We start from the raw sequence: 21,716 nt of genomic DNA, 5'->3' as shown, positions 1-21,716 counted from the left end.
GGGCGGAGAAGGCGGTACGGGGGGAACCGGCCGTGCGACTCCCGTTCGTTCTCGGGTGACGGTTCGAAGGGACGCGCGGCCGCGTGGCGGGGCCGCAGTGTCAGTAGGCGCGGGCCACGAGGGCGACGTTGCCCGGCTGGTCGTCGCTCTCGGGGACCGAACCGTCCGCCGCCACCAGGCATCGTACGGACACGCCCTGTTCGGCGAGGAACGCCTCGCCCTCGGGGCCCAGGGCGGCCCAGGAGATGCGGGCCCAGCCGGTGCCTGCCGCCTCGGCGGCCTCCTGGACCGTGCTCACCTCGACGGTGCGCTCCTCGCGGCGCCTGCGGGACTGGGCCAGCAGCAGCGCCTGGTCCTCCTCCAGCACCTCGGGCAGGCGCGCGACGAGCGCCTCGACCGGCATCGGCTCCTTCCCGCCGGCGATGCGGCGGACCAGCACGGCGGTGCCGTTCTCCAGGTCGCGCGGCCCCACCTCGACGCGCACGGGCACGCCCTTGAGTTCCCAGTCGACCGACCGACGGCCGAACGGCGTGTCCGCGCGGTCGTCGACACGGACGCGTACGCCCGCCGCGGTCAGCCGTTCGCCGATCTCGCGGACCTTGGCCACCACCGCCGCGTCGTCCTTGACGGCGACGACCACCGCCTGGATCGGGGCCAGGCGGGGCGGTACCCGAAGACCGTCGTCGTCGCCGTGCATCATCACCAGGGCGCCCACCATCCGTGTGGTCGAGCCCCATGAGGTCTGCCAGACGTACTCCTCGCGGCCGCCCTTGGACAGATACCGGGTGTGGAAGGCCTTGGCGAAGTTCTGGCCCAACTCGTGGCTGGTGCCCAGCTGCAGGGCCTTGCCGTCGCCCATCATGCCCTCCAGGGTGAGGGTGTTGATCGCGCCGGCGAACCTCTCCCTGGCCGTCTTGCGCCCCGCGACGACGTCCATGGCGAGGACGTGCTCCATGAAGTCGGCGTACACCTCGCGATGGATGTGGGCGGCGTAGTCCCGGGCGTCCTCGTACGTGGCGTGGGCGGTGTGGCCCTCCTGCCAGAGGAATTCGGTCGTCCGCAGGAACACGCGGGGCCGCAGCTCCCAACGCACCACGTTGGCCCACTGGTTGATCAGCAGCGGCAGGTCGCGGTAGCTCTGCACCCACTTGGAGAAGTAGTCGTTGACGATCGTCTCGGAGGTGGGCCGGACGACGACGGGCTCCTCCAGTTCCTTGCCGCCGCCGTGGGTGACGACGGCCAGCTCGGGCGCGAAGCCCTCGACGTGCTCGGCCTCCCTCGTCAGGTACGACTGCGGGATGAACAGCGGGAAGTAGGCGTTCTGCGCGCCCGCGCGCTTGATGCGGGCGTCCATCTCCTGCTGCATCCGCTCCCACAGGCCGTACCCGTACGGTCGGATGACCATGGTGCCGCGCACCGGCCCGTTGTCGGCCAGCTCGGCCTTGTTGACCAGGTCCTGGTACCAGCGCGGGAAGTCGTCCGCCCGGGGGGTGAGCACGGGTGCCTTTGCCATGGCGGGAGCCTAGGACCCGGCGGGCCGGGGCGCGAGCCGATAATCGGCGTGCCGCCGCAACGAAGCGAGCCTGGTTCTTCACTGTGTTCTCGCGCTGTGCAGTTCCATCCACACGGTCTTGCCCCGTCCGTGGGGCGAGCTGCCCCATGCCGTGGCCAGACTGTCCACGATCATCAGGCCCCGGCCGTGCTCGGCACTGCTCTGCTCGGCTTCGTCCGAGACGGACATGGCCGATGGCAAAGGAGGATGCGCATCGGAGTCCCGGACCTCCAGCCGTACGCGGTCGTCGTACTCCCGCATGCGAACGTCGACGGCGCTGTCGGCGTGGATGAGAGCGTTGGTGACCGCTTCCGATGCGATCACCTCCAGCGCGTCGGTGACCTCCGCCGCGTCCCACCGCACCAGACAGTCGCGGACAAAGCGGCGTGCAGCCGCCACACCCGCGAGGTCATGCCGCGGGATCTCCAGCTGCTCGATCCGCCGGCTGGCTCCGGGCACGCCACCCTCGAAGCGGGCCAGCAGCAGGATCAGGTCGTCGTGGCCATCAGCCGCGGTCTCCACCAGCTGGTCCGCGAGTTCCTCCAGGTCGCCGTCGGCGCCGGCCAGAACTTCCAGCGTCGACCGGGAGAGCTCTCCGGTCCGCACTCGGTACATGCCGTCGGTGTACAGCATCAGTGTGGCGCCGGGGGGAACGACGGTCGAGGAGTTCGTCCCCGCACACTCGGCGACTCCCAGCGGCACACCAGCCACGACGTCCAGGTATTCCAGCCGCCCGTCGGGACCTCGCAGCAACGGCGCGGGGTGGCCCGCCCGTGCGGCCTCGACGACCCCGTCCTCGACGTTGAGGAACGCGACGCAGCACGTGGCAATGAGGTCGGTGTCCAGTTCGGCGAGGAGTCGCCCCGCCCTGCTGAGCACCGCCGCGGGATCGTGTCCTTCCTTGGCGTAGGCCATCACCGCGCTTCGCAACTGGCCCATGACGATGGCGCTGTCGGTGCTGTGGCCCTCCACGTCACCGACGATCAGTGCGATGCGTCCGTCGGACAACTGCAGCACGTCGTACCAGTCGCCGCCCAGGCCGGCCTCCGCCCGGGCTGGAACGTAGCGGGCGGTGGTGACCACGCCGGGCAGCGCGGTCAGCGACCGCGGCAGCAGCGTGCGTTGCAGACTCTCCGCCAGGGTGTGCTCGTAGGCCGCGAGCCTGGCCCGTTCCACCGCCGAGGCGAGGAGGTCCGCGAGCATCATCAGAGCGACCTGCTCCTCGGCGGTGAGGGTGCGTTCGTCGGCGAACGTGAGGCAGCAGACCCCCACGGGATGGAATCCCACGCACAGCGGGAGAAAGGCCCAACCGCGTACGGCGTCGTCGACGTCGTACGCATCGGGGTAATGCTGCCGGAGCGCCGAGGCGCTGTCGAAGAACCGGGGAAAATGGGTCAGGACCGCATCGGCCCAGGGACTGCCCACCGCCAGGCTCGCTCCGTGCAGCTCACGGATCAGGGCGGTGCCCGCCCCACTGGCTCCCACGATCCACAATCGCTCGTCGGTGATCTGGCCCACGACGATTCCGTTCGCGCCGAACGGGATCATGACGCGAGCCACCACAACGGAGATGATCTCGTCCAGGCTTGTCAGCTGGGTCAGCCGGGTGCTCAGTCTGTGCACCTGGTACATGAGCGACAGACCTGCGGATCCCGGCGCGCCCGGCGCGCCCCAGCCGGACGTCTGCATCTCGATGTCGCCGTAGTTGTCCAGGCCCCCCACCAGCACCACGTTCGGGCCCGGCGCCACGGCCACGCCCTGTGCCGCCAGCGTGTCCAGGTGCGCAGCCAAGCGCTCCGCGGCACCGTCCAGTGCGGCACGCTGGGCAGGGCTGAGTACCCACGTCTCCCCGGGGACCAGAGGGCGGATGAGCGTCAGCGCCCCGTACCGCTGACCACTGCCGGACACCAGGGGCACGGAGGCGGCGCAGTAGGGGAACGGGATCAGGCGGGGTGGTTCTGCGCCGCCCGGTTCCGGGGCGGGTGCGCCGGTGACCGTGAATGCGCCGGTCCGCCACGCCGTGGCGGAGGCGTGGTCGGCATCGGCGGGCATGACGTCGGGCATACCGAACAGGAAGGGCACCGAGCCTTGGATCACTGCCGCCTTCAGCTGCGACCGCTGCGGTTCGACCAGGTAGACGATGCCGGCGAGGACCCCGGGCATGGTCAGTGCGTCCGACAACGACGCCACCAGCACGTCACGGAGCCCAGCCGTGACGACTGGCGCATCCTTGAGGTTTCCCGGCTCTTGCGGAAGGTTGCTCATGATGCCTTCCGCCCTGCCGCCGTGCCCGAGCGACGCCGCGCTGCCATGGTCACGCGGTGCCCCTCCGCGATGAGGGGACAGCACCTCATGCCACCGACACTACCTCCGCCCGTCAGACCCCGCCGTGCGGATCAGGCCGACTCGACCGGAACGGCACCACCGGGTGGTACCGGTGGTGCTGCTCCGGCGGACGGGGTCGGCCGAAGCTACATCGTTTCCGAGAGGCCGACCCCCGATCCGGCGGGTTGGGCCGTCAGTGCATCGCGACGGGTTCCGCGGCGTCGGCCTCGTCTGCGGCCGGGGCGTGTCCCGGCTTGGGCGCATCGACCGCGAACAGCGAGATGGCCGCGGAGAGCACCAGGAAGCCGACGCCCCACCAGTACGCGGTGGAAAACCCGTGCACGAGCGCGCTTCTGGTACTGGACGCGGTGTGGGCGTGGGCGAGCAGATACGTGGCCGTGGAGCTGGCGGCGATGGTGTTGAGCAGTGCGGTGCCGACCGAACCGCCCACCTGCTGTGAGGTGTTGACCATGGCGGAGGCCACGCCGGCGTCCTTCGGCTCGACGCCGTGGGTGCCCAGACTCATGGACGGCATGAAGGCGGTGCCGATACCGAGACCGGTGATGATCTCGGCGACGGCCAGCATGCCGTAGGAGCTGTCCGTCTGCAGAAGGGCCATCAGCAGGACGCCGGCCGCCGAGACCAGGTAGCCGGCCGCCATCAGCAGGCCGGGGCGGACCTTGGCGGTCAGCCGGGCACCGATGGCCATGGAACCGGTGACCTGGGCGGCCGCGAGGGGCAGGAACGCGAGGCCCGTCCGGAGCGGCGAGTATCCCTTGACGAGCTGCATGTAATAGCTCAGGAAGAGGAACATGCCGAACATGCTGATGACAGCCAGGCCCACGGAGAGGTAGGCGCCGGCGCGGTTGCGTTCGGTCAGGACGTGCAACGGCAGGAGCGGGGACTTGATCTTTCCTTCGACGACGAGGAACGAGATCAGCAGCGCCAGGCCCACGGCGAACATCGCGACGGTGGTGCCAGAGCCCCAACCGGAGATCTCGGCCTGGGAGAAGCCGAAGACCACGGCCACCAGACCGAGCGTCGCGAGGATGGCGCCGGGTATGTCGAGGCGGGCGCGAGCGTGCTCGGTGTGAACGTCGTGAACGACGCTCATCGCGCCGATGATGCCGATGACGGCGATGGGGATGTTGATGAGCAGGGCCCAGCGCCAGTCGAGGAACTGGGTGAGGACGCCGCCGAGGAGCAGACCGAGGGCGCCGCCGGCGGTGGCGATGGCCCCGAAGATGCCGAAAGCCTTGGCCCGTTCCCTGTGGTCGGTGAAGGCCAGCGAGATGAGTGCCATCGCGGCCGGCGCGAGCAGCGCGCCGAAGACGCCCTGTGCGGCCCGCGCGGTCAGCAGCATGGGCAGGTTCACCGACGCGCCGCCGAGGGCGGAGGCGAGGGCGAAGCCGATGAGGCCGATGGTGAACGCCCGCTTGCGGCCCATGATGTCGCCGAGTCGGCCGCCCAGGATCAGCAGGCCGCCGAAGGCCAGACCGTAGGCGGTGATGACCCACTGGCGTCCGTCGTCGGAGAAGTGCAGCGCGTGCTGGGCGGACGGCAGCGCGATGTTCATGATCGCGGAGTCGAGGATCACCATCAGCTGGGCTGTCGAGATGAAGATCAGCGCGCCCCAGCGGCGCGGATCGGGGTGCGGGGTTGTTGACTGCATGGAGCTGGTCTCAATCAGTATGTGCTTCGGGGTGCTGGAAAAGGCCGGGTGGTGCTCGGGGCGCCTGCTCGGCCCCGGGGAGGCCTCGGGGCCGGGCCTGGTCGGTGGAACCGGAGAAGGGCCGAGCGTGACGGCGGGGGACGAGGGGTCAGAACTCCAGGACCAGCCGGCCTCGGGTGCCGCCGGCCTCCATCAGGTGGTGTGCCTGTGATGCCTGCTCGGGGGCGAACGTACGGCCCACCCGCAGCGTGATGTCGCCCGCCTCGGCCTGCTCCCGCAGACGTTCGAGCTTGCCGTGGTCGCCGATGTACTCGGGTACGAACACCATGTGGCACGTCAGCGAACGGCGCCGCAGTTCGGCGGGGCTGACGGCGCGTGAGCCCTCACCCAGAACGGTGGCGATCGCGCCGCCGTCGCGTACGGCCGCGGCCACCTGAGCCGATCCGACGACTGCTGCGTCCAGGACTGCGTCCGCGCCGTCGGGGAGGGCTTCCCGGATGCGCGCGGCGACATCCTGGCTGCGGGGGACGATGACGTCCGCGCCCAGCGAGCGCAGCAGAGGTTCATCGGCGGGCGAGGCGTCCGCGATCACCTTGATCCCGTCGGCCTTCGCCATCTGGACGGCGTATCCGCCGACCGCACCCGCTCCGCCGGTGACAGCAAGCGTCCCACCGGCTGTCAGGCCCAGAAGGTCGAGAGCCAGCCGGGAGGTGAGACCGTTCATGGGCAGGGTCGCCGCCTCGGCATGGCTGGAGCCGGCCGGTGCGCGGGTGACCCACCGTGCGGGCACGGCGACATATTCGGCATAGGCGCCGCCTCCGCGGGCGGTGGGCATGGCCACGGCCATGACGCGATCGCCGATGCGCAGGTCGGTCACCGTGCCCGCACCGATCTCGTCCACGATGCCGGCGGCCTCCATACCCGGGATGTACGGCGGCGCGGGCGCATTCGCACCGAGCGAACCGTTGCGCAGATACCGGTCGCCGGGATTGACCGTCGCGGCGCGCACGCGGATGCGCACCTGGCCGGGGCCCGCGTGGCGATCGGGCACGTCGAACACGTCGAGGGCTTCCGGGCCGCCGAATCGGGCCACTCCTACTGCTTTCACCGCTACCTCCTGGGTGATGCGCGGACCGACCCAAAAAATCTTGACCGATCGTTACATTATTTGGTCACACCCGTCGCCCGCTGCGGACGGGGTGTTTCTCAGCTCGTCACAGACACCGGGCGGACGATTCCCGCCCGACGGACCGAGCCTCAGTCAAGCGAGGACAGGGCCACTTCCACCGACGCCATCAAGGACCGGCGGTCGGGCTCGATGGCGCCCATGACGCGCAGCCCCTGCATGGTCGCCACAAAGAAGCGCGCGAGGTCCCGCGCACCCTTCGATTCGCCCACCTGACCCTGCTTCTGCGCCTCCGCAATGAGGTCGGTCAGGGCGTCCTCCAAAGCTCCGGTGGCTCCGCGGACGCTCCGCCCGACCTCCGCGTCGTAACGGATCCGCTCGGAGGCGGCACTGACGATCAGGCACGCCTGACGGCTGCCGTCCCGGACGATCTCGTCGACCAGGTCGACGAAGACCTCGCGCAGCAGCTCACGAGCGGGCGCACCACTGCGCAGGACCTCGACCAACGGATCGGCATAACGCTCGCGATAGCGGTCCACCGCTGCGCGATACAGGCCCTCCTTGCTGCCGAACGCCGCATAGAGCGAACCACGGCCCACCTTCGTGGCGTCCACCAGATCCTGGACCGAGGTCCCCTCGAAACCCTTGCGGCGGAAGGCGGACATGGCCGCTTCCACGGCCGCTTCGGTATCGAACTCCCTGACGCGTGCCATGCCAGAGACCGTACCCATATCAGGAACGATCGGTCAAGTAATCCGATGCCGCCCGCAAGGCACCCCCGCCGGGACGTCGAGACGCGGGTCACGCTCCACGTTTCTTGACCGTGCGTTCCAAATAAGCGGGAAGGAACTCGCCGAGAAGACCGCAGCCATCCTTGGCACCGCCCCCACCGCCCATCAGGGCTTCCTCCCCGAGATCACGGTGAACGGCGACACCGCCGTCGGCACCTGGGCCATGGAGGACTACCTCAGCTTCCCGCCCGGCTCGAGCTACAAGACCGGTCTGCACGGCTACGGCGAGTACCACGACACCTACCGCAGGGTGAAGGGCACGTGGTACATCAGCAGCACCGTGCTGAGCCGCTTCCGCGTGGACAACGTCCCCAACTGGACGCCGCCCGCCGCCGACAAGCGCTGAACGGTTCGAGCCGACGCGTCCCCACGGATGACGGGCTACGCCCGCTCGAGCGCAAGGCGTCGGGGCGGGGCGTTCCTCGTGCCGGGCCCAGGGGAGCTCGCCGCACGATTGCCTCCACGAGCAAAGACGTACTAGTCTGTTCGATTAGGGAGGGCTGATCATGGCAACCAAGATCCGCAAGACGAAGTCCGAGGACAGGATCCTCGCCGCTGCGGCGGACTTGTTCTACACCCATGGCCTCCGCGGGGTGGGTATCGACCAGGTCATCGAGGTGTCCGGGGTCGCGAAGTCCACTCTCTACGCGCACTTCCGCACCAAGGATCAGCTGGTGGCGGAGTACCTCCGCAGGACGGACGCCTCGTGGCTGGCGCAACTGTCGGCAGCGGCCGAACGTGCGGGGGACGATCCGCGCGAGCAGCTGGTGGGCCTCTTCGACGCCCTGACCGACGCCTTCGACCGCCATGGATTCTTCGGCTGCCCGTTCATCAGCGCCGCGGTGGAAGCCGAAGCCGGCTCCGAAGCGCATGCCGTGACGAAACAGCACTCGGCGCACCGGCAGACCTGGCTGACCGAACTCGGTACGCGCGCCGGGGCCAGGGACGCTGAGAGCCTGGCTCGACACATCGGCCTGCTCATCGACGGCGCGCTGGCCTCGGGGCGGCTGCTGCAGGACCGAGCCGTGGTGGCCGAGGCGAAGGCGGCGGCGAAACTCGTGGTGGCTGCGCACGTCGCGGCAGCCGTCTGATCACTTTGCGTCCGCGCTCGGGATGCGAGCGCGGTGACCGCTCCGCTCGACCGCCGAACCGTCACACGCCAGATACTGCGATGCCCCGGTGGCGGCTCGCCGCTCGAGCGCCTGCGTGATCGAAACAGACCACGCCGAACCACCTTTCCACGGTCGGCCACTGGACACGCAGGAGCCGTGCCGCCGACCACGGCCCGCCGCACCGGCCACCTGGCGAAGACGCCACCAAGCCCGCGCCCGCCAGAGCCACTACCGACACCAAGCCGCTCTCCAACCATGAAGATCACCACCTACGGCTGGAGCATGAGGAATGCCAGGACTACGTGTGGCTGGGGGCAAGCACCTCGTGAGGATCCGCGCGCACCACGTACACCCCGGGCCCGATCCGTCCGAAGCGTGCCGGATATGGTCCTGCCAGCCCAAGGGCCACGTAGTCTCCACGTCCCAGGTGATGCCCACCATGGGCAGATCGTCCAGGACGGCGCCCGCCAAGGCAGCCCCCCGGAAGTCGTCGCGTACCCGCGTGAGAGCTTCTGCCGCGGCGGCGAACTCCTGACGGAGGCAGAGAGCTTGGGCTCTGGCCTCCTCGACAGCCGCGTCGTCCACGTGCTAGGGGGCGTCGACGTGGGTGCCGGACTGCGAGCCCAGGTGCAGCCGCAGGACGTTGACGCCGTCGGCCGGTGCCCGCAGCGCGGGGCCGATGGTGACCTCGGGGTCACCGGGATGGACGGGCATCCCGGTGCCCAGCGGCACGGAGCATGAACCGGAAGCCGTACACGCACACGGCGAGGACCAGCCCGGCGCACAGCGCGTAGGCGACGACGTACGACAGGGTGCCGCGCTCCAGGCCGAAGAGCCGGTGCGCGCCGCCGACGAGCGCGTCGCCCGAACTCCACACGGAGATCGAGAAGAACGCGATCGCCGTCAGCAGGGACAGGAACGAGCCGACGACCCGGCCGTGCACCCCGAGGTGCGCCGAGGAGGAGACGGCGTTGTTGGTGCCGTTGACCGGCCCGAACACGGCCATCGGGCACAGGATCAGCGCGCCCGCGACGACGCCCAGGACGGTGGCGGCCAGGCCCTGCCGGAAGGACAGGCCGAACAGGATCGGGACGGCTCCGAGGACGCAGGTGGAGAAGGTGTTCGCGCCGCCGAAGGCGACCCGGAACAGGTCCAGCGGCGTCGCGCTGCGGTCGGCGTTCTCGCCGGCACGTGGGACCCGGCGGGAGTTGCACGGGAGTGACGAGTTCGCCCCGGACGTCGGCCATGAACCGGGCGAGCCGACGCGGGAAGGGACTGCGGGACGCCTCGTGCCGGGCGGCGTCACGGAGCGGCTCCCCTTCCCCCTCCGTTCGGACGTTCGCTCAAGAAAGGTGGACTTTCAGCCATAGTTCGTCCGGGAGAGGCTGCCTAGCTTGGGGCGTATGACGCACATTGCCCCCTTTACTCCACCGACTGCTCCACTTACCACGCCCTTCACCGCCGACACCACCGCCGAGGAGGTGATCGACGGCGTCGACCTCTCCGGGCGGCGGGCCGTCGTCACCGGCGGGGCCTCGGGGATCGGAGCCGACACCGTCCGGGCGCTGGCCCGCGCGGGCGCAGAGGTCACCATCGCCACGCGCCGCCCCGAGGCCGCCGCCGCCGTCGTCCGCGAACTCACGGGGGTCCCGGGCACGGGCCCGGTGCGGGCCGCGGCGCTCGACCTGTCCGACACGGCATCGGTCGACACGTTCGTGCGGGCCTGGGACGGGCCGCTCGACATTCTCGTGGCGAACGCCGGGGTCATGGCCCTTCCCGTGCGCGTCCTCGCCCCTTCCGGCTGGGAGATGCAGCTGGCCACCAATCACCTCGGTCACTTCGCCCTGGCCACCGGACTGCACCCCGCCCTGAGCGCCTCCGGCGCGGCCCGGCTGGTGGTCGTGAGCTCCGGCGCCCACCTCGGCACGCCCTTCGACTTCGAGGATCCGCACTTCGAGCGGCGGTCTTACGACCCCTGGACGGCGTACGGGCAGTCCAAGAGCGCCGACGTCCTCCTCGCGGTGGGCGCCCGGCGCTGGGCGGGTGACGCGATCACGGCCAACGCCCTCAACCCGGGCTTCATCCTCACCGGGCTGCAGAGGCACCTGGACGACGAGACGATGCGGGCGTTCGGCGTGATGGACGGGGAGGGGAACCTGACACCGCCGTCCTTCTACAAGAGCCCGGCACAGGGGGCCGCCACGTCCGTCCTGCTGGCCGCCTCTCCACTGCTGGACGGCGTCACGGGCCGTTACTTCGAGGACTGCCAGGAGGCCCTGGTCGTGGGGGCCGGCGAGGAGGACCGGTCCGGAGGCGTGGCCACCCATGCCCTCGACCCCGAGGCGGCCGACCGGCTCTGGGAGTACGCCGCGGCCGCCCTGCACCACGGGGCCTGACGGGCGGTCACGCACGGCCGTGTCACAGGTCGGAGTCCCGTCCGGTCAAAGACTCAAAAGGTGCAAATAGGAACGGAACGGTAATCGTGAGGGCCCACTGCCCAGTGCGGCGGGTGTCGTGTTTCCGCACCTTGAATCGCCCTGTCTCCACCTGTGAGGACACGGATTCGATGACTGGGAACCACAAGCCGGAAGGTGCCGACGGCCGCGTTGTCGGGGTGTGCGCCGTGAGTGTCGATGCCGTCGTTCGTCTCTGACCTCCGCATCGCCGGGGTGCGGCCCGCGCCGCGTCCGAGTCGTGAAGGCGCTCCATTGAGGGCCGGGCGAGCAGGCGGTCCCACCATTTACCGGCGTTTACCGCCTTTCGCAAATTTTTCGAACTTTCACGACTTCACGAACAACGGATGAAAGGTTCTACCGTGTCGAATCATCTGGCAGTCGACTTCACCGGCCGAGTCGTGATCGTGACCGGTGCGGGATCGGGTATCGGCCGCGCGGTCGCCGTGTCCTTCGCGGACGCGGGCGCGGCCGTCCTCGGTGTCGGTCGCAATGAGCAAGCTCTCGCCGAGCTGGCAGCCGCCCATGAGCCCATCGAGACGATCTGCCGCGACGTCACGGAGGAAGAGGCCCCTCAGGCGATCGTCCGAGCCGCCGTGGACCGCTGGGGTCGGCTGGACGTCCTGGTCAACAACGCCGGGGTCTTCCTGTCGATGCCGCTGCACGAGGTGACGTACGACCGCGTCAGACAGATCCTCGACACGAATGTCACCGCCCCCAGTCTGCTGGCCGGCGCCGCGCTGCCGTACCTGCGGACGTCACGAGGGTCGATCGTCAACATCGCCAGTACCTTCGGACACCGTCCGCTCGCGCTGGCCGGCCACTACGGCGCCTCGAAGGCGGCGATCGAGCACCTGACCCGGAGCTGGGCACTGGAGCTGGCACCGGACGGGATCCGGGTGAACGCGGTTGCTCCGGGGCCCGTCGAGACCAGCGCGCTGGCGGCATCCGGCCTCTCTCCGGCCGATGTCCAGCAGATCAAGGATGCCGAAGCCGCCCGCATCCCCCTCGGGCGCCGAGGTCGGCCGGAGGACATCGCCGGATGGGTGGTCCGGCTTGCGGATCCGGCTGTGGAGTGGGTCACCGGTCAGGTCCTCACCGTCGACGGCGGCCTGGAGAACACCTGACGCGTCCTGGGCGGTGGCATCGACGGCCGGGCTCTTCGACGACGTGGCGCGGCCGGCCGAGCGGCTGGGCGGACCGATGTGGGCGGCGCCGGCGCATCGGCCCCCGCCCTTGCCCATGGGCGTGCCGCACGGCCTCCTGCTTTCATGGGAGCCATGTCCGACGCAGCGCAGAACACGGCCGAACCGGTGCTCGCCTTCGCCACGCAGGAGGCCTGGGAGAAGTGGCTGGAGGAGAACCACGCGGACGTCCCGGGGGTGTGGTTGAAGATCCCCCGGAAGGACTCGGGACTCGACGGCGTCGACTACGCGGGGGCGCTGGAGTCGGCGCTCTGCTACGGCTGGATCGACGGCCGGAAGAGGAAGCTGGACGAGCGGCACTGGCTGCAGCGGTTCACCCCGCGCCGGCCGGGGAGCAGGTGGTCGCAGGTGAACCGGGAGAAGGTCGCGCGGCTCACGGAACAGGGCCGGATGCGGCCGGCCGGCCTGCGGGAGGTGGAGAAGGCCCGCGCGGACGGCCGCTGGGAGGCGGCCTACGCCGGCCAGAGCAGCGCCACGGTGCCCGACGACCTCCGAGCGGCCCTGGACGCCGTCCCGGAGGCCGCGGCGTTCTTCGCCACGCTGGACAGCCGCAACCGGTACGCGGTCCTGTACCGGGTGCAGGACGCGAAGAAGGCCGAGACCCGGGCGGCGCGCATCGCGAAGTTCGTCGCCATGCTCGCCGAGCAGCGGAAGATCCATCCCTGATCCGCTCCCCGGCGCAGGCGCGTCAGCACTGAGGGCGCCGGCCGTGGTTCGCCGCGTGGTTGCGCCGGGACTTCTTCTTGCGGCGTCGCTTCGAGGACATGCGGACCTCCTGGTGAGAGCGGAGGAACAAGGGCATTCATCCGGAAAAGATCCGGAACACACGCACCATCACGATATCTCCGGATCTTCCGCCTCTCCACCGCTTACGATGCGCAGGGAGAGCCCCCGCCCGCCTAAGGAGCAGGAATGTCCGGTGCCGCCGAGCCGATCAGCGCCGAGGCCCGGCGCGCGCTGGAGCAGGAGCTCGCCGACCTGCACGCGGAGCGCACGATGGTCGCCGGAACGCTCAAGGACGCCACCGACGTGGGCGACCAGGCCGACCAGGCGGAGCAGTTGCAGCGCGCCCATCAGCTGGACCGCCTGGACCGTCGTATCGCCGACATCACCGAGCGGCTGAAGCAGGCGGAGCCGGCCGGTCCCGCGCGCACCGACGCGGTCGGCGTGGGCAGCACCGTCACCGTTCGCTTCCAGGACGGCGAGGTGGAGACCCTGCAGATCGGCGAGGTCGCCGACGCGCTGGACCAGAGCCTCGTCACCGCCGACAGCCCGCTCGGCCGTGTCCTGCTCGGCTGCCGCGCCGGCGACACCGTCCAGTACGACACACCCGACGGGCACGCCAGCGCGGTCGTGGTGTCGATCGGCGGGTCCGGCGACGCCCCGGGCGGGTCCGCGCAGGCGTGAGGACCGGTCACTCGCTCTTGCGCACCGCGCAGTGCAGGGAGTCGTGGACCACGTCCGCGACGATGGTGTCCCCGGGCTCGGCCTCGCCGCCCAGCAGCAGTGAGGCGATGCGGTTGTCGAGCTCCGCCTGGATGGTGCGCCGCAGCGGGCGGGCGCCGAACTCCGGCTGGTGGCCGTGCGCGATCAGCAGCTTCTTGGCGGGTTCGGTGACCTCCAGCCGCAGCCCCTGGGCGTGCACCCGGTGCTTGCTTCGGTCCAGCAGGTGGTCGACGATCTCGGACAGATCCTCCTCGGTCAGTGCGTGGAAGACGATGATGTCGTCGATGCGGTTGAGGAACTCCGGCCGGAACCGGCCCCGCAGATCGTCCATCAACTCGTCCTTCAGGTCGGTGACATCGCCCTTGTGGTCGAGGATGCGGTGCGCGCCGATGTTGGACGTCATGATGACGACGCAGTGCCGGAAGTCGACGGTTCGGCCCTGGGCGTCGGTCAGCCGGCCGTCGTCCAGGATCTGCAGCAGCGTGTTGAACACGTCCGGGTGTGCCTTCTCCACCTCGTCGAAGAGCACCACGCTGTAGGGCCGGCGGCGCACCTTCTCGGTCAGCTGGCCCGCCTCCTCGTAGCCGACGTATCCGGGAGGGGCGCCGACGAGGCGCGCCACGGTGTGCTTCTCCTGGAACTCGCTCATGTCGAAGCGGATCATGCGGTCCTCCTCGCCGAACAGCAGGGCGGCGAGGGCCTTGGCGAGTTCGGTCTTGCCGACACCGGTGGGGCCCAGGAAGAGGAAGGAGCCCACGGGGCGGTTCGGGTCGCCCATTCCGGCGCGGTTGCGTCGTACGGCCTGGCAGACCGCGGTGACGGCCTCGTTCTGGCCGACGATCCTGGCGTGCATCTCCTCCTCCAGCTTCAGGAGCCTTTCCTTCTCGCCGGCGGTGAGTTGGGAGACCGGGATGCCCGTGCGCCGGGAGACGACGTCGGCGATGTCGCCGGCCGTGACGCAGACGACGCCCTCGCGGCGCTCCTCGATCCCGGCGAGTTCGCCCTCCACCTCGGCGATCTCCCGCTTCAGCTCGGAGGCCCTCTCGAAGTCCTCGGCGGTCACGGCCTGTTCGAGTTCGCGGCGGAGCCTGGCGATGCGGTCCTCGCGGCTGACGACCTCGGTGGAGCGGCCGGCGCGGCGCAGCCGCACCCGGGCGCCCGCCTGGTCCATCACGTCGATGGCCTTGTCGGGCAGGAAACGGTCCGTGATGTACCGGTCCGACAGCTCGGCGGCGGCCGCCAGGGCCCCGTCGTCGAAGCGGACCTGGTGGTGGGCCTCGTAGGAGTCGCGCAGGCCCTCGAGGATCTGCACGGTCTCCTCCACGGTGGGCTCGGGCACCATGACCGGCTGGAACCGGCGTTCCAGGGCGGCGTCCTTCTCGACGTACCTGCGGTACGCGTCGATGGTCGTGGCGCCCACCACCTGCAGATCCCCGCGCGCCAGTGCGGGCTTGAGCATGTTGCCCGCGTCCATGGCGCCCTCGCCGGCCGCCCCGGCGCCGACGACCGTGTGCAGTTCGTCGATGAACAGGATGATGTCGCCGCCGGCGGCCTGGACGTCCTCGATGACTTTCTTCAGCCGCTCCTCGAACTGGCCCCGGTACTGTGCGCCCGCCACCATGCCGGACAGGTCGAGCACGACGACCCGCTTGTCCTTCAGGGTGTGGGGGACCTCGCCGGCGACGATGCGCTGGGCCAGTCCCTCCACGATGGCGGTCTTCCCGACGCCGGGTTCGCCGATGAGCACGGGGTTGTTCTTGGAGCGCCGCGAGAGGATCTCGACGGTCTGCTCGATCTCGTCGGCCCGCCCGACCACCGGGTCGAGCCGGCCGGCCCTGGCCGCTTCGGTCAGGTCCCGGCCGAACTCGTCCAGTGTCGTGGCCGGCTGCTTGCGTTCGGCGGCCAGGCTGTCGGTGCGGGGGGCCTGTTCGGCGAGGCGCGTCAGCTTCTTGGTGTCCAGGCCCTCGGCGCGCAGCAGCCGGGCGGCGCCCGTGTCGCTGTCGCCCAGCAGCGCGCTCAGGATGTGCTCGGGGCCGATGTAGGACGCCCCGGCCGCCTGGGAACGGGCGTAGGCGGCGCCGAGGGTGCGCTTGGCCGCCGGCGTGAGCCCCGGCTGTGCGGAGGGCTGGCCGGCCTCGCGCGGCAGGGCCTCGGCGATCTCGCCCGCGAGGCGGTCGGGATCCACTCCCACCTGGGTCAGGAGCCTGCGCGACGGGTCGACCTTCGTCGCCGCCCACAGCAGGTGCTCGGTGTCGAGGTCGGCCGTGCCGTCCTCGACCGCCTTCTGCGCGGCCAGGTTGAGGAGTTCCTGCGAGGACTCCGTCAGAAGGCGTCCGATCGGGACGCGCTGCACCGCGGGAGGCGAGGACGCCGGCGACATCCCGAAGAAGCGATTGAGCAGTTCGCTGAAGGGATCCTGGGAACCGAACGGCGCGCCGAACGACATCGACATGACAGCTCCTGGTGCACAAGGGGTCGGTTATTCACTGAACCCCGAGGGGGTGTGCCCCGCAAGCCGAGGCGGGTGCTGCCGCTCCCCGGCCGCGCCAGGCGCGCGAGGGGTGCCCTCGCCGGGCCGGCGCGGGGTGCTGCGCCGCGAAGTGACCGAGTCCGGCACCGCGCTGACGGTGGGTAGCGGTGAGGTGCCGGTGCTCTCCACCCCGCGGCGGATCGCGTGGAGGGAGGCGGTGAGGGTGCGGGCCGCCGCGCCGTTGGCGGGGGCGGCCGAGACGACGGTGGGGACCGCGGTCCGCGCCCGGCACGTGCGGGCGACACGGGTGGGCGGCCGGGTGGAGGCGTCGGTGGAGGCACCTCCGGCCTGTGCGGCGGGCCGGCGGCCCTCGTTCCGGGCGCGGGCCGCCGACGGTTCGGGGCGGCCGGTCGCGGAGGGCCAGATCGACCGGGCGATCGTCGACCGGCAGGGGTTCCTCGTGGCACCGGATCCCGCACCGGACCGGTGACCGGGCCGGTGCCGGTCACCGGATCACGCAGGTGTGTGGCCGCGCAGGTAGTCGCGTACGGCCGTGGGCATCGGCGTCCCGGCCGTCTCCTCGATCGGCGTCCAGCGGGCCCGCTCCGGCGTCGGCCCGGCGGCCTCGGAGGGTTCCTCGCTCAGCAGTTGGCACACCACGGCCGGTGGCCCGTCCAGCGTCGCCGAGCCGTCGACGAGGTAACCGGTCCGTTCGTGGACGACGCGGGCCGCGGTGGCCTCTGGCGTCTCGGCCGGCTCCGGGCCGCCCGAGGGCAGCTCCCAGCCGCTCCCCGACCGCACCAGCAGCACGCGCCCGTCGTACACGACGACCGCCACGACCACGCCCTCGGCCTGTTCCTGTGCCATGCCCGACGCCTCTCCCCCGGTCGCCCCCCGGGTATCCCCGGCCGCACGGCCGGGTGCTGGTCTCGTACCCCGGTGCCGGGCGGTGATGCGCCGGCGCCGGCCGGCCCAGCGGATCAGGAGGTGCCGCTCGGCCGGTACAGCACCGGCAGGTCCCCGGGCCGGACCCGCACGGTCACCGGCAGGGTGGCCTCCACCTCGCCGTCGGCGCCGTAGGGGACGGGACGGGTGGCCTCGATGCGCAGTTCCCTGCCGCGCAGGACGCGCACTTCGGGGCGGTGCACGTGGGCACCGGTCTTCAGGTCGTTCATGAGGGTGAAGAACAGCCGGCGCGGCGCCTCCCGGATCATCACGACGTCGAGCAGGCCGTCGTCGACGCGGGCGCCGGGGGCGATCAGCCGGCCGGAGCCGTAGTACGGGGAGTTGGCGGCGACGACCGTGTACCCGCGGTGGGCGTGCTCCTCGCCGTCCACGGTGACGCGGTAGTCGGCCGGCCGCCAGGTGGTGACGGCCCGCAGGCCGCCCGCGTAGTAGGAGGCGGACCCGCGCAGCAGGCGCGCCTGGTTGGCGTGCCGGTTGGCCACCGCGTCGACGCCGGCGTAGACGCTGCCCAGCACCACGGTGCGCGGGTGGACGGCGGACTCCACCTCGATGGTGTCGACAGGGTGCGGCTCGGCGTGCAGCAGGATGTCGGCGAGTGCGGCGGGCTCGGTGGGCAGGTCCAGGGCACGGGCGAAGTCGTTGCCGCGGCCGGCCGGCACGAGGCCGAGGACGCCTCCGGTGCCGCTCAGCGCGCCGCCGATGCCGCCCGCGACGCCGTCGCCGCCGACGGCGAGCACGATCCGGCCGCGCTCGCCGGCCCGGCGTGCGATGTCCTGGGCGTGGGCCAGGCTCTGGCTGTACTCCGTCTCCAGCCCGGCCCCGGCCTCCCTCAGCAGGCGGGCCACCTGGAGCAGCGAGGCCGCCGCGGTGGAGCCGCCCGCGGTCGGGTTGACGACGGCGGTGAACTGTCGCATCGGTGTGCCTCCGGGGCAGGCGGGTCAGGTGGGTCAGTCGGTGGGGAGCAGGACGCCGGGGTTGAGCAGCCCGGCGGGGTCCAGGCGGCGCTTGACGGCGCGCAGTGCCTCGACGGCCAGTTCTCCGGCCTCCCTGACGTACCAGTCGCGGTGGTCGGTGCCCACCCCGTGATGGTGCGAGATGGTGCCGCCGGCGGCGAGCACGGCCTCGTTGGCCGCGTGTTTGGCGGGCGTCCAGTGAGCCACCGGGTCCTCGCCCTGGGCGCTGACGACCGTGAAGTACAGCGAGGCGCCGTTCTCGTACACGTGGGAGATGTGGCACATCACCAGGGGCGGGGTGCCGGCCCGGGTGAGGGTGTCGGTCAGCGCGGTGCGCACGGCCGTGTAGAGGTCGGGGATGCCGGACCAGAACGCCGCCGTCTCCAGTGTCTCGGCGAAGGCGCCGGCGTCGAGGAGGGCGTCGCGCAGGTAGGGCGCGGAGTAGCGGCCGTGGGCCCAGCGCTCGCCGGGTTCGGTGCCGAGCGGGGTGCCGCCGCAGGCAGTGAGGACGGCCGCGGCCTGCTCGCGGCGAAGCGCGGTGTCCTCGGCCGTGCCCTCGTAGCCGGTGATCGCGAGGCATCCGGCGTCGCCCTGGGTCAGGCCGGAGCCGATCGCGTCGGGCGAGGCGAGGCCGATGAGCGTCTCGGTCTCGTCGGACAGGCGCAGCACGGTCGGCCGGGGTCCGTCCTGGGCGAGCCTGCGCAGTGCGGCGGCGCCCTCGTCGAACGAGGCGAACCGCCAGCCCTCGTAGACGCGTGTCTCGGGCAGGGGGCGGATGCGCACGGTGACGGAGGTGATGACCCCGAAGGCGCCCTCGGAGCCGAGGATCAGCTGGCGCAGGTCGGGGCCGGCGGCGGAGCGCGGGGCGCGGCCCGTCTCTACGGTGCCCTCGGGGGTGGCGAGGGTGAGCCCGAGGACCATCTCGTCGAAGCGGCCGTATCCGGCGGAGGCCTGTCCGCTGGAGCGGGCCGCGGCGAAGCCGCCGATGGTGGCCCACTCGAAGGACTGCGGGAAGTGGCCGAGGGTGAAGCCGCGTTCGGCGAGCAGTGCTTCGGCGTCGGGGGCGCGCAGGCCGGGCTGGAGAACGGCGGTGCGGGAGACGGGGTCCAGGTCGAGCAGGCCGTTCATGCGGCGCAGGTCCAGGGCGACGAAGGCGCGGTGCCGGGGGGCGAGACCGCCCACGACGGAGGTGCCCCCACCGAAGGGGACGGCGGCCAGGCCGTGCGCGGCGCAGGCCCGCAGGACGGCGAGGACCTCGTCGTGTGAGCCAGGCAGGACCACGGCCTGCGGGACGTCCGAGACGTCCCCGGCGCGCAGGCGCAGCAGATCGGGGGTGGACTTGCCGCGGGTGTGCCGGATGCGGCTGCAGGCATCGGTGCGCACGTGTGCGTCGCCGCCGACGGCCTCGGCGAGCGCCTTCAGGGCGGCGGGGGCGGCCGTGCTGTCGGGCAGGCGGATGTCCTCGAGGGCGAGCGCGGGGGTCGTGCGCGGCTTGACGCCGAGCAGGTCGCGCAGCAACCCGGTCACCGTCTCGGGCAGCGGTGCCGCCTTGGCCGGGTCGCCCCAGCCGTTCCACAGCATGTCCATTGAACGGTCGTCCTCACAAGGTCGGTGTGCTCGGTTCGCGCGGCGGCTCGTGGGCCGTGCGCCGGGCGACGGCGACGGTCTGCTGCTTCCGCCCGGCCCCCGGGGCGTTACACTGTGACACATGACGCCTATTCGTCACAACGGTTCGGACGGCACCAACGGCTCGGACAGCGATCCCGTGCTCGACGCGGTGCGCGACTGTGTGCTGGCCGTGGGGGTCCGCCGCACCACCCTCGCCGACGTGGCCCGCCGCGCCGGCGTCTCCCGGATGACGCTGTACCGGCGCTGGCCGGACCTGCGGACGCTGGTGGGCGACCTGATGACGCGGGAGTGGATCGGCGTGGCCACCCGTGCGATCCCCGAGGCCGCGCCCGGCATCGACACGCGCACCCGGATCGTCGAGGGGCTGGTGGCGGGGGTGGAGGCGTTCCGGGCGCACCCCCTCTTCCGCAAGATCGTCGATGTCGACCCGGAGCTGCTCCTGCCCTACGTGCTCGACCGGCGCGGAGCCAGCCAGGAGGCGCTGCTGGCGCTGCTGGCCGACTCCCTGCGCGAGGGCCACGCGGACGGTTCCGTGCGCCCCGGGCACACCGAACGGCAGGCCCGCGCCCTGCTGTTGACCGTGCAGTCCTTCACACTGTCCCTGCGCACAATGACCGACGAGAAGGATCCGGAGCTCGACTCGGCCGCCTTCCTGGGCGAGTTGCGCACCCTCCTGGAGAGGGCGCTCACGCCTTGACTTCCGCCCCACTTCCCCCGCCCTGCTCCGCAGGCGCTTCATTTCCTCCCCGGCCCGAAGACCGGGGCATCCGCGAGAGAAGGCCACGATGAGCCACACCGAGACCGTGGAGGCCGTGCCGGGCTCGTCCCTCAACGCACCCCGGCGCACCCGGGAACTGGCCGAGGCCGCGGACGGCGGGGTGGCCGACGTCCTGGTCGTCGGGCTCGGCGCCACCGGGGCCGGCGTCGCCCTGGACGCGGCCGCCCGCGGCCTGGACGTCGTCGCGGTGGACGCCCACGACCTGGCGTTCGGCACCTCCCGCTGGAGCTCGAAGCTCATCCACGGGGGGCTGCGCTATCTGGCGTCCGCGCAGTTCGACGTGGCGCACGAGAGTGCGGTGGAGCGGGGGGTGCTGATGACCCGTACCGCCCCGCATCTCGTGGCCGCCCAGCCGTTCGTGCTGCCGCTGACCCCGATGGTGTCCAAGGCCCATGCCTCGCTGGCCCGGGCCGGGTTCCGGGCGGGCGACGTGCTGCGGCTGGCCGCGCGGACGCCGCGCCAGTTGCTGCCCGCCCCGCGCCGGCTGTCGGCGACGGAGGCGCGGCATCTCGCGCCCTCGGTGCGGGCCGCCGGGCTGCGCGGCGGCCTGCTGTCCTGGGACGGACGGGTGAGCGACGACGCCCGGCTGGTGACCGCGCTGGCCCGCACGGCCGCCGCGCACGGCGCCCGGGTCCTGACCCGGGTCAGGGTGCTGGAGCTGACCGGCACGGGTGCCCGCATCCGTGACGAACTCACCGGCGAGGAGGGCGAGATCAGGGCCCGCGCCGTGATCAACGCCACCGGCGTGTGGGCGGGCGGCCTGGTCGACGGCATCCGCATCCGGCCCTCGCGCGGCACCCACCTGGTGCTGCGCTCGGAACGGCTCGGCGCGCTGCCGGCCGGCCTGCACATCCCGATCCCCGGCGAGACCAACCGCTTCGTCCTGGTCCTGCCCCAGGGTGACGGCCGGGTCTACGTCGGCCTCACCGACGAGCCGGTCGAGGGCGGGATACCGGACGTGCCCGAGGTGCCCGAGAGCGACATCGGCTTCCTGCTGGACGTCCTCGGATCGGCCCTGGAGGCGCCCGTGGGCCGGGAGGACGTCGTCGGCGCCTTCGCCGGTCTGCGCCCCCTGCTGGACACCTCGGCGGGCGGTGCATCGGTCCGCACCTCCGACATCTCGCGGCGGCACGCGGTGCTGACCTCTCCAGACGGTGTGACGACCGTGGTCGGCGGCAAGCTGACCACCTACCGGCGGATGGCCGAGGACGCCGTGGACGCCGCGGCCGAGGCCCGCG

At 71.6% G+C, this 21,716-nt stretch carries 19 protein-coding genes and 1 pseudogene; 9 read left to right on the top strand and 11 right to left on the bottom strand.

Annotation, left to right across the window (positions count from 1 at the left end):
- Window positions 1–100: 100 nt before the first annotated feature.
- The 5 genes from proS to ACLU3S_RS17070 all read right to left on the bottom strand — a co-directional run bounded on the left by proS (window position 101) and on the right by ACLU3S_RS17070 (window position 7,388).
- The gene (proS, locus tag ACLU3S_RS17090) at window positions 101–1,513 is read right to left on the bottom strand and encodes a proline--tRNA ligase (RefSeq protein ID WP_413952723.1); all 1,413 of its coding nucleotides are present in this window, start codon (window positions 1,511–1,513) and stop codon (window positions 101–103) included.
- 78 nt (window positions 1,514–1,591) lie between these two features.
- On the bottom strand, window positions 1,592–3,817 hold the full coding sequence (locus ACLU3S_RS17085) for a SpoIIE family protein phosphatase (protein WP_413952722.1): 2,226 nt from the start codon (window positions 3,815–3,817) through the stop codon (window positions 1,592–1,594).
- Between the two features lie 253 nt (window positions 3,818–4,070).
- Window positions 4,071–5,549: an MFS transporter gene (locus ACLU3S_RS17080; RefSeq protein WP_413952721.1), complete on the bottom strand. Its 1,479-nt coding sequence runs from the start codon at window positions 5,547–5,549 to the stop codon at window positions 4,071–4,073.
- A 148-nt stretch (window positions 5,550–5,697) separates the two neighbouring features.
- Window positions 5,698–6,657 (bottom strand): quinone oxidoreductase family protein, encoded by a 960-nt coding sequence (locus ACLU3S_RS17075; protein WP_413952720.1) that lies wholly within the window; start codon window positions 6,655–6,657, stop codon window positions 5,698–5,700.
- A gap of 149 nt (window positions 6,658–6,806) precedes the next feature.
- Window positions 6,807–7,388 carry a TetR/AcrR family transcriptional regulator gene (locus ACLU3S_RS17070; RefSeq protein WP_413952719.1) on the bottom strand — a complete coding sequence of 194 codons (582 nt, stop codon included), beginning with the start codon at window positions 7,386–7,388 and terminating at the stop codon, window positions 6,807–6,809.
- Here ACLU3S_RS17070 and ACLU3S_RS17065 point away from each other — a divergent pair.
- Window positions 7,339–7,812, top strand: a complete 474-nt coding sequence (locus ACLU3S_RS17065) for a nuclear transport factor 2 family protein (protein ID WP_413952718.1) — start codon at window positions 7,339–7,341, stop codon at window positions 7,810–7,812. The two genes, ACLU3S_RS17070 and ACLU3S_RS17065, sit on opposite strands and share 50 nt — an antisense overlap.
- A gap of 160 nt (window positions 7,813–7,972) precedes the next feature.
- Window positions 7,973–8,557 (top strand): TetR/AcrR family transcriptional regulator, encoded by a 585-nt coding sequence (locus ACLU3S_RS17060; protein WP_413952717.1) that lies wholly within the window; start codon window positions 7,973–7,975, stop codon window positions 8,555–8,557.
- A 609-nt stretch (window positions 8,558–9,166) separates the two neighbouring features.
- Here the strand turns inward: ACLU3S_RS17060 and ACLU3S_RS17055 are convergent.
- Window positions 9,167–9,292 (bottom strand): hypothetical protein, encoded by a 126-nt coding sequence (locus tag ACLU3S_RS17055; RefSeq protein ID WP_413952716.1) that lies wholly within the window; start codon window positions 9,290–9,292, stop codon window positions 9,167–9,169.
- Window positions 9,293–9,311: 19 nt separating this feature from the next.
- Window positions 9,312–9,884 (bottom strand): annotated as a pseudogene (locus tag ACLU3S_RS17050) (cytosine permease); the annotation flags it as partial.
- A gap of 97 nt (window positions 9,885–9,981) precedes the next feature.
- Here ACLU3S_RS17050 and ACLU3S_RS17045 point away from each other — a divergent pair.
- From ACLU3S_RS17045 to ACLU3S_RS17030, 4 genes are all read left to right on the top strand, one after another.
- Window positions 9,982–10,974 carry an SDR family NAD(P)-dependent oxidoreductase gene (locus ACLU3S_RS17045; protein ID WP_413952715.1) on the top strand — a complete coding sequence of 331 codons (993 nt, stop codon included), beginning with the start codon at window positions 9,982–9,984 and terminating at the stop codon, window positions 10,972–10,974.
- Between the two features lie 419 nt (window positions 10,975–11,393).
- Window positions 11,394–12,158, top strand: coding sequence for an SDR family NAD(P)-dependent oxidoreductase (locus tag ACLU3S_RS17040; RefSeq protein ID WP_413952714.1), 765 nt, complete (start codon window positions 11,394–11,396; stop codon window positions 12,156–12,158).
- Between the two features lie 153 nt (window positions 12,159–12,311).
- Entirely contained in the window at window positions 12,312–12,902 is a 591-nt protein-coding gene (locus ACLU3S_RS17035; RefSeq protein ID WP_413952713.1) for a YdeI/OmpD-associated family protein, read from the top strand.
- A 246-nt stretch (window positions 12,903–13,148) separates the two neighbouring features.
- Window positions 13,149–13,643 (top strand): GreA/GreB family elongation factor, encoded by a 495-nt coding sequence (locus tag ACLU3S_RS17030; protein WP_413952712.1) that lies wholly within the window; start codon window positions 13,149–13,151, stop codon window positions 13,641–13,643.
- Window positions 13,644–13,650: 7 nt separating this feature from the next.
- Here ACLU3S_RS17030 and ACLU3S_RS17025 read toward each other — a convergent pair whose 3' ends face one another.
- Window positions 13,651–16,134, bottom strand: a complete 2,484-nt coding sequence (locus tag ACLU3S_RS17025; RefSeq protein ID WP_413952711.1) for an ATP-dependent Clp protease ATP-binding subunit — start codon at window positions 16,132–16,134, stop codon at window positions 13,651–13,653.
- A gap of 109 nt (window positions 16,135–16,243) precedes the next feature.
- Here ACLU3S_RS17025 and ACLU3S_RS17020 point away from each other — a divergent pair, with 109 nt between their 5' ends.
- Window positions 16,244–16,642: a thioesterase family protein gene (locus tag ACLU3S_RS17020; RefSeq protein ID WP_413952710.1), complete on the top strand. Its 399-nt coding sequence runs from the start codon at window positions 16,244–16,246 to the stop codon at window positions 16,640–16,642.
- Window positions 16,643–16,665: 23 nt separating this feature from the next.
- On the opposite strand, the gene ACLU3S_RS17015 is transcribed toward ACLU3S_RS17020, so the two are convergent.
- The 3 genes from ACLU3S_RS17015 to ACLU3S_RS17005 all read right to left on the bottom strand — a co-directional run bounded on the left by ACLU3S_RS17015 (window position 16,666) and on the right by ACLU3S_RS17005 (window position 19,658).
- On the bottom strand, window positions 16,666–17,019 hold the full coding sequence (locus tag ACLU3S_RS17015) for an NUDIX hydrolase (protein ID WP_413952709.1): 354 nt from the start codon (window positions 17,017–17,019) through the stop codon (window positions 16,666–16,668).
- Between the two features lie 113 nt (window positions 17,020–17,132).
- Complete coding sequence (locus ACLU3S_RS17010; RefSeq protein WP_413952708.1) at window positions 17,133–18,032, bottom strand: diacylglycerol kinase family protein; 900 nt, start codon at window positions 18,030–18,032, stop codon at window positions 17,133–17,135.
- A gap of 33 nt (window positions 18,033–18,065) precedes the next feature.
- A complete protein-coding gene (locus tag ACLU3S_RS17005; protein ID WP_413952707.1) occupies window positions 18,066–19,658 on the bottom strand; it encodes an FAD-binding oxidoreductase in 1,593 nt (530 codons plus the stop codon).
- A gap of 121 nt (window positions 19,659–19,779) precedes the next feature.
- Between ACLU3S_RS17005 and ACLU3S_RS17000 the strand changes: the two genes are divergently transcribed.
- Together ACLU3S_RS17000 and ACLU3S_RS16995 are read left to right on the top strand one after the other, a co-directional pair.
- On the top strand, window positions 19,780–20,397 hold the full coding sequence (locus ACLU3S_RS17000) for a TetR/AcrR family transcriptional regulator (RefSeq protein WP_413952706.1): 618 nt from the start codon (window positions 19,780–19,782) through the stop codon (window positions 20,395–20,397).
- Between the two features lie 88 nt (window positions 20,398–20,485).
- Window positions 20,486–21,716, top strand: a 1,231-nt coding sequence (locus tag ACLU3S_RS16995; protein ID WP_413952705.1) for an FAD-dependent oxidoreductase, incomplete at its 3' end; no start/stop codon positions are given.

It is taken from the genome of Streptomyces sp. AF1A (assembly GCF_047340315.1).
In the GTDB taxonomy this organism is placed as follows: domain Bacteria; phylum Actinomycetota; class Actinomycetes; order Streptomycetales; family Streptomycetaceae; genus Streptomyces.
This window is presented reverse-complemented; position numbering and strand designations above follow the sequence as displayed.

Coding starts and splice junctions, on each gene's coding strand:
- ACLU3S_RS17065 (WP_413952718.1), top strand. CDS start 7,339: ATGGCCGCTTCCACGGCCGCTTCGGTATCGAACTCCCTGACGCGTGCC.
- ACLU3S_RS17025 (WP_413952711.1), bottom strand. CDS start 16,134: ATGTCGATGTCGTTCGGCGCGCCGTTCGGTTCCCAGGATCCCTTCAGC.
- ACLU3S_RS17060 (WP_413952717.1), top strand. CDS start 7,973: ATGGCAACCAAGATCCGCAAGACGAAGTCCGAGGACAGGATCCTCGCC.
- ACLU3S_RS17070 (WP_413952719.1), bottom strand. CDS start 7,388: ATGGCACGCGTCAGGGAGTTCGATACCGAAGCGGCCGTGGAAGCGGCC.
- ACLU3S_RS17085 (WP_413952722.1), bottom strand. CDS start 3,817: ATGAGCAACCTTCCGCAAGAGCCGGGAAACCTCAAGGATGCGCCAGTC.
- ACLU3S_RS17055 (WP_413952716.1), bottom strand. CDS start 9,292: ATGCCCGTCCATCCCGGTGACCCCGAGGTCACCATCGGCCCCGCGCTG.
- ACLU3S_RS17010 (WP_413952708.1), bottom strand. CDS start 18,032: ATGCGACAGTTCACCGCCGTCGTCAACCCGACCGCGGGCGGCTCCACC.
- ACLU3S_RS17015 (WP_413952709.1), bottom strand. CDS start 17,019: ATGGCACAGGAACAGGCCGAGGGCGTGGTCGTGGCGGTCGTCGTGTAC.
- ACLU3S_RS17000 (WP_413952706.1), top strand. CDS start 19,780: ATGACGCCTATTCGTCACAACGGTTCGGACGGCACCAACGGCTCGGAC.
- ACLU3S_RS17045 (WP_413952715.1), top strand. CDS start 9,982: ATGACGCACATTGCCCCCTTTACTCCACCGACTGCTCCACTTACCACG.
- ACLU3S_RS17005 (WP_413952707.1), bottom strand. CDS start 19,658: ATGGACATGCTGTGGAACGGCTGGGGCGACCCGGCCAAGGCGGCACCG.
- ACLU3S_RS17080 (WP_413952721.1), bottom strand. CDS start 5,549: ATGCAGTCAACAACCCCGCACCCCGATCCGCGCCGCTGGGGCGCGCTG.
- ACLU3S_RS17035 (WP_413952713.1), top strand. CDS start 12,312: ATGTCCGACGCAGCGCAGAACACGGCCGAACCGGTGCTCGCCTTCGCC.
- proS (WP_413952723.1), bottom strand. CDS start 1,513: ATGGCAAAGGCACCCGTGCTCACCCCCCGGGCGGACGACTTCCCGCGC.
- ACLU3S_RS17030 (WP_413952712.1), top strand. CDS start 13,149: ATGTCCGGTGCCGCCGAGCCGATCAGCGCCGAGGCCCGGCGCGCGCTG.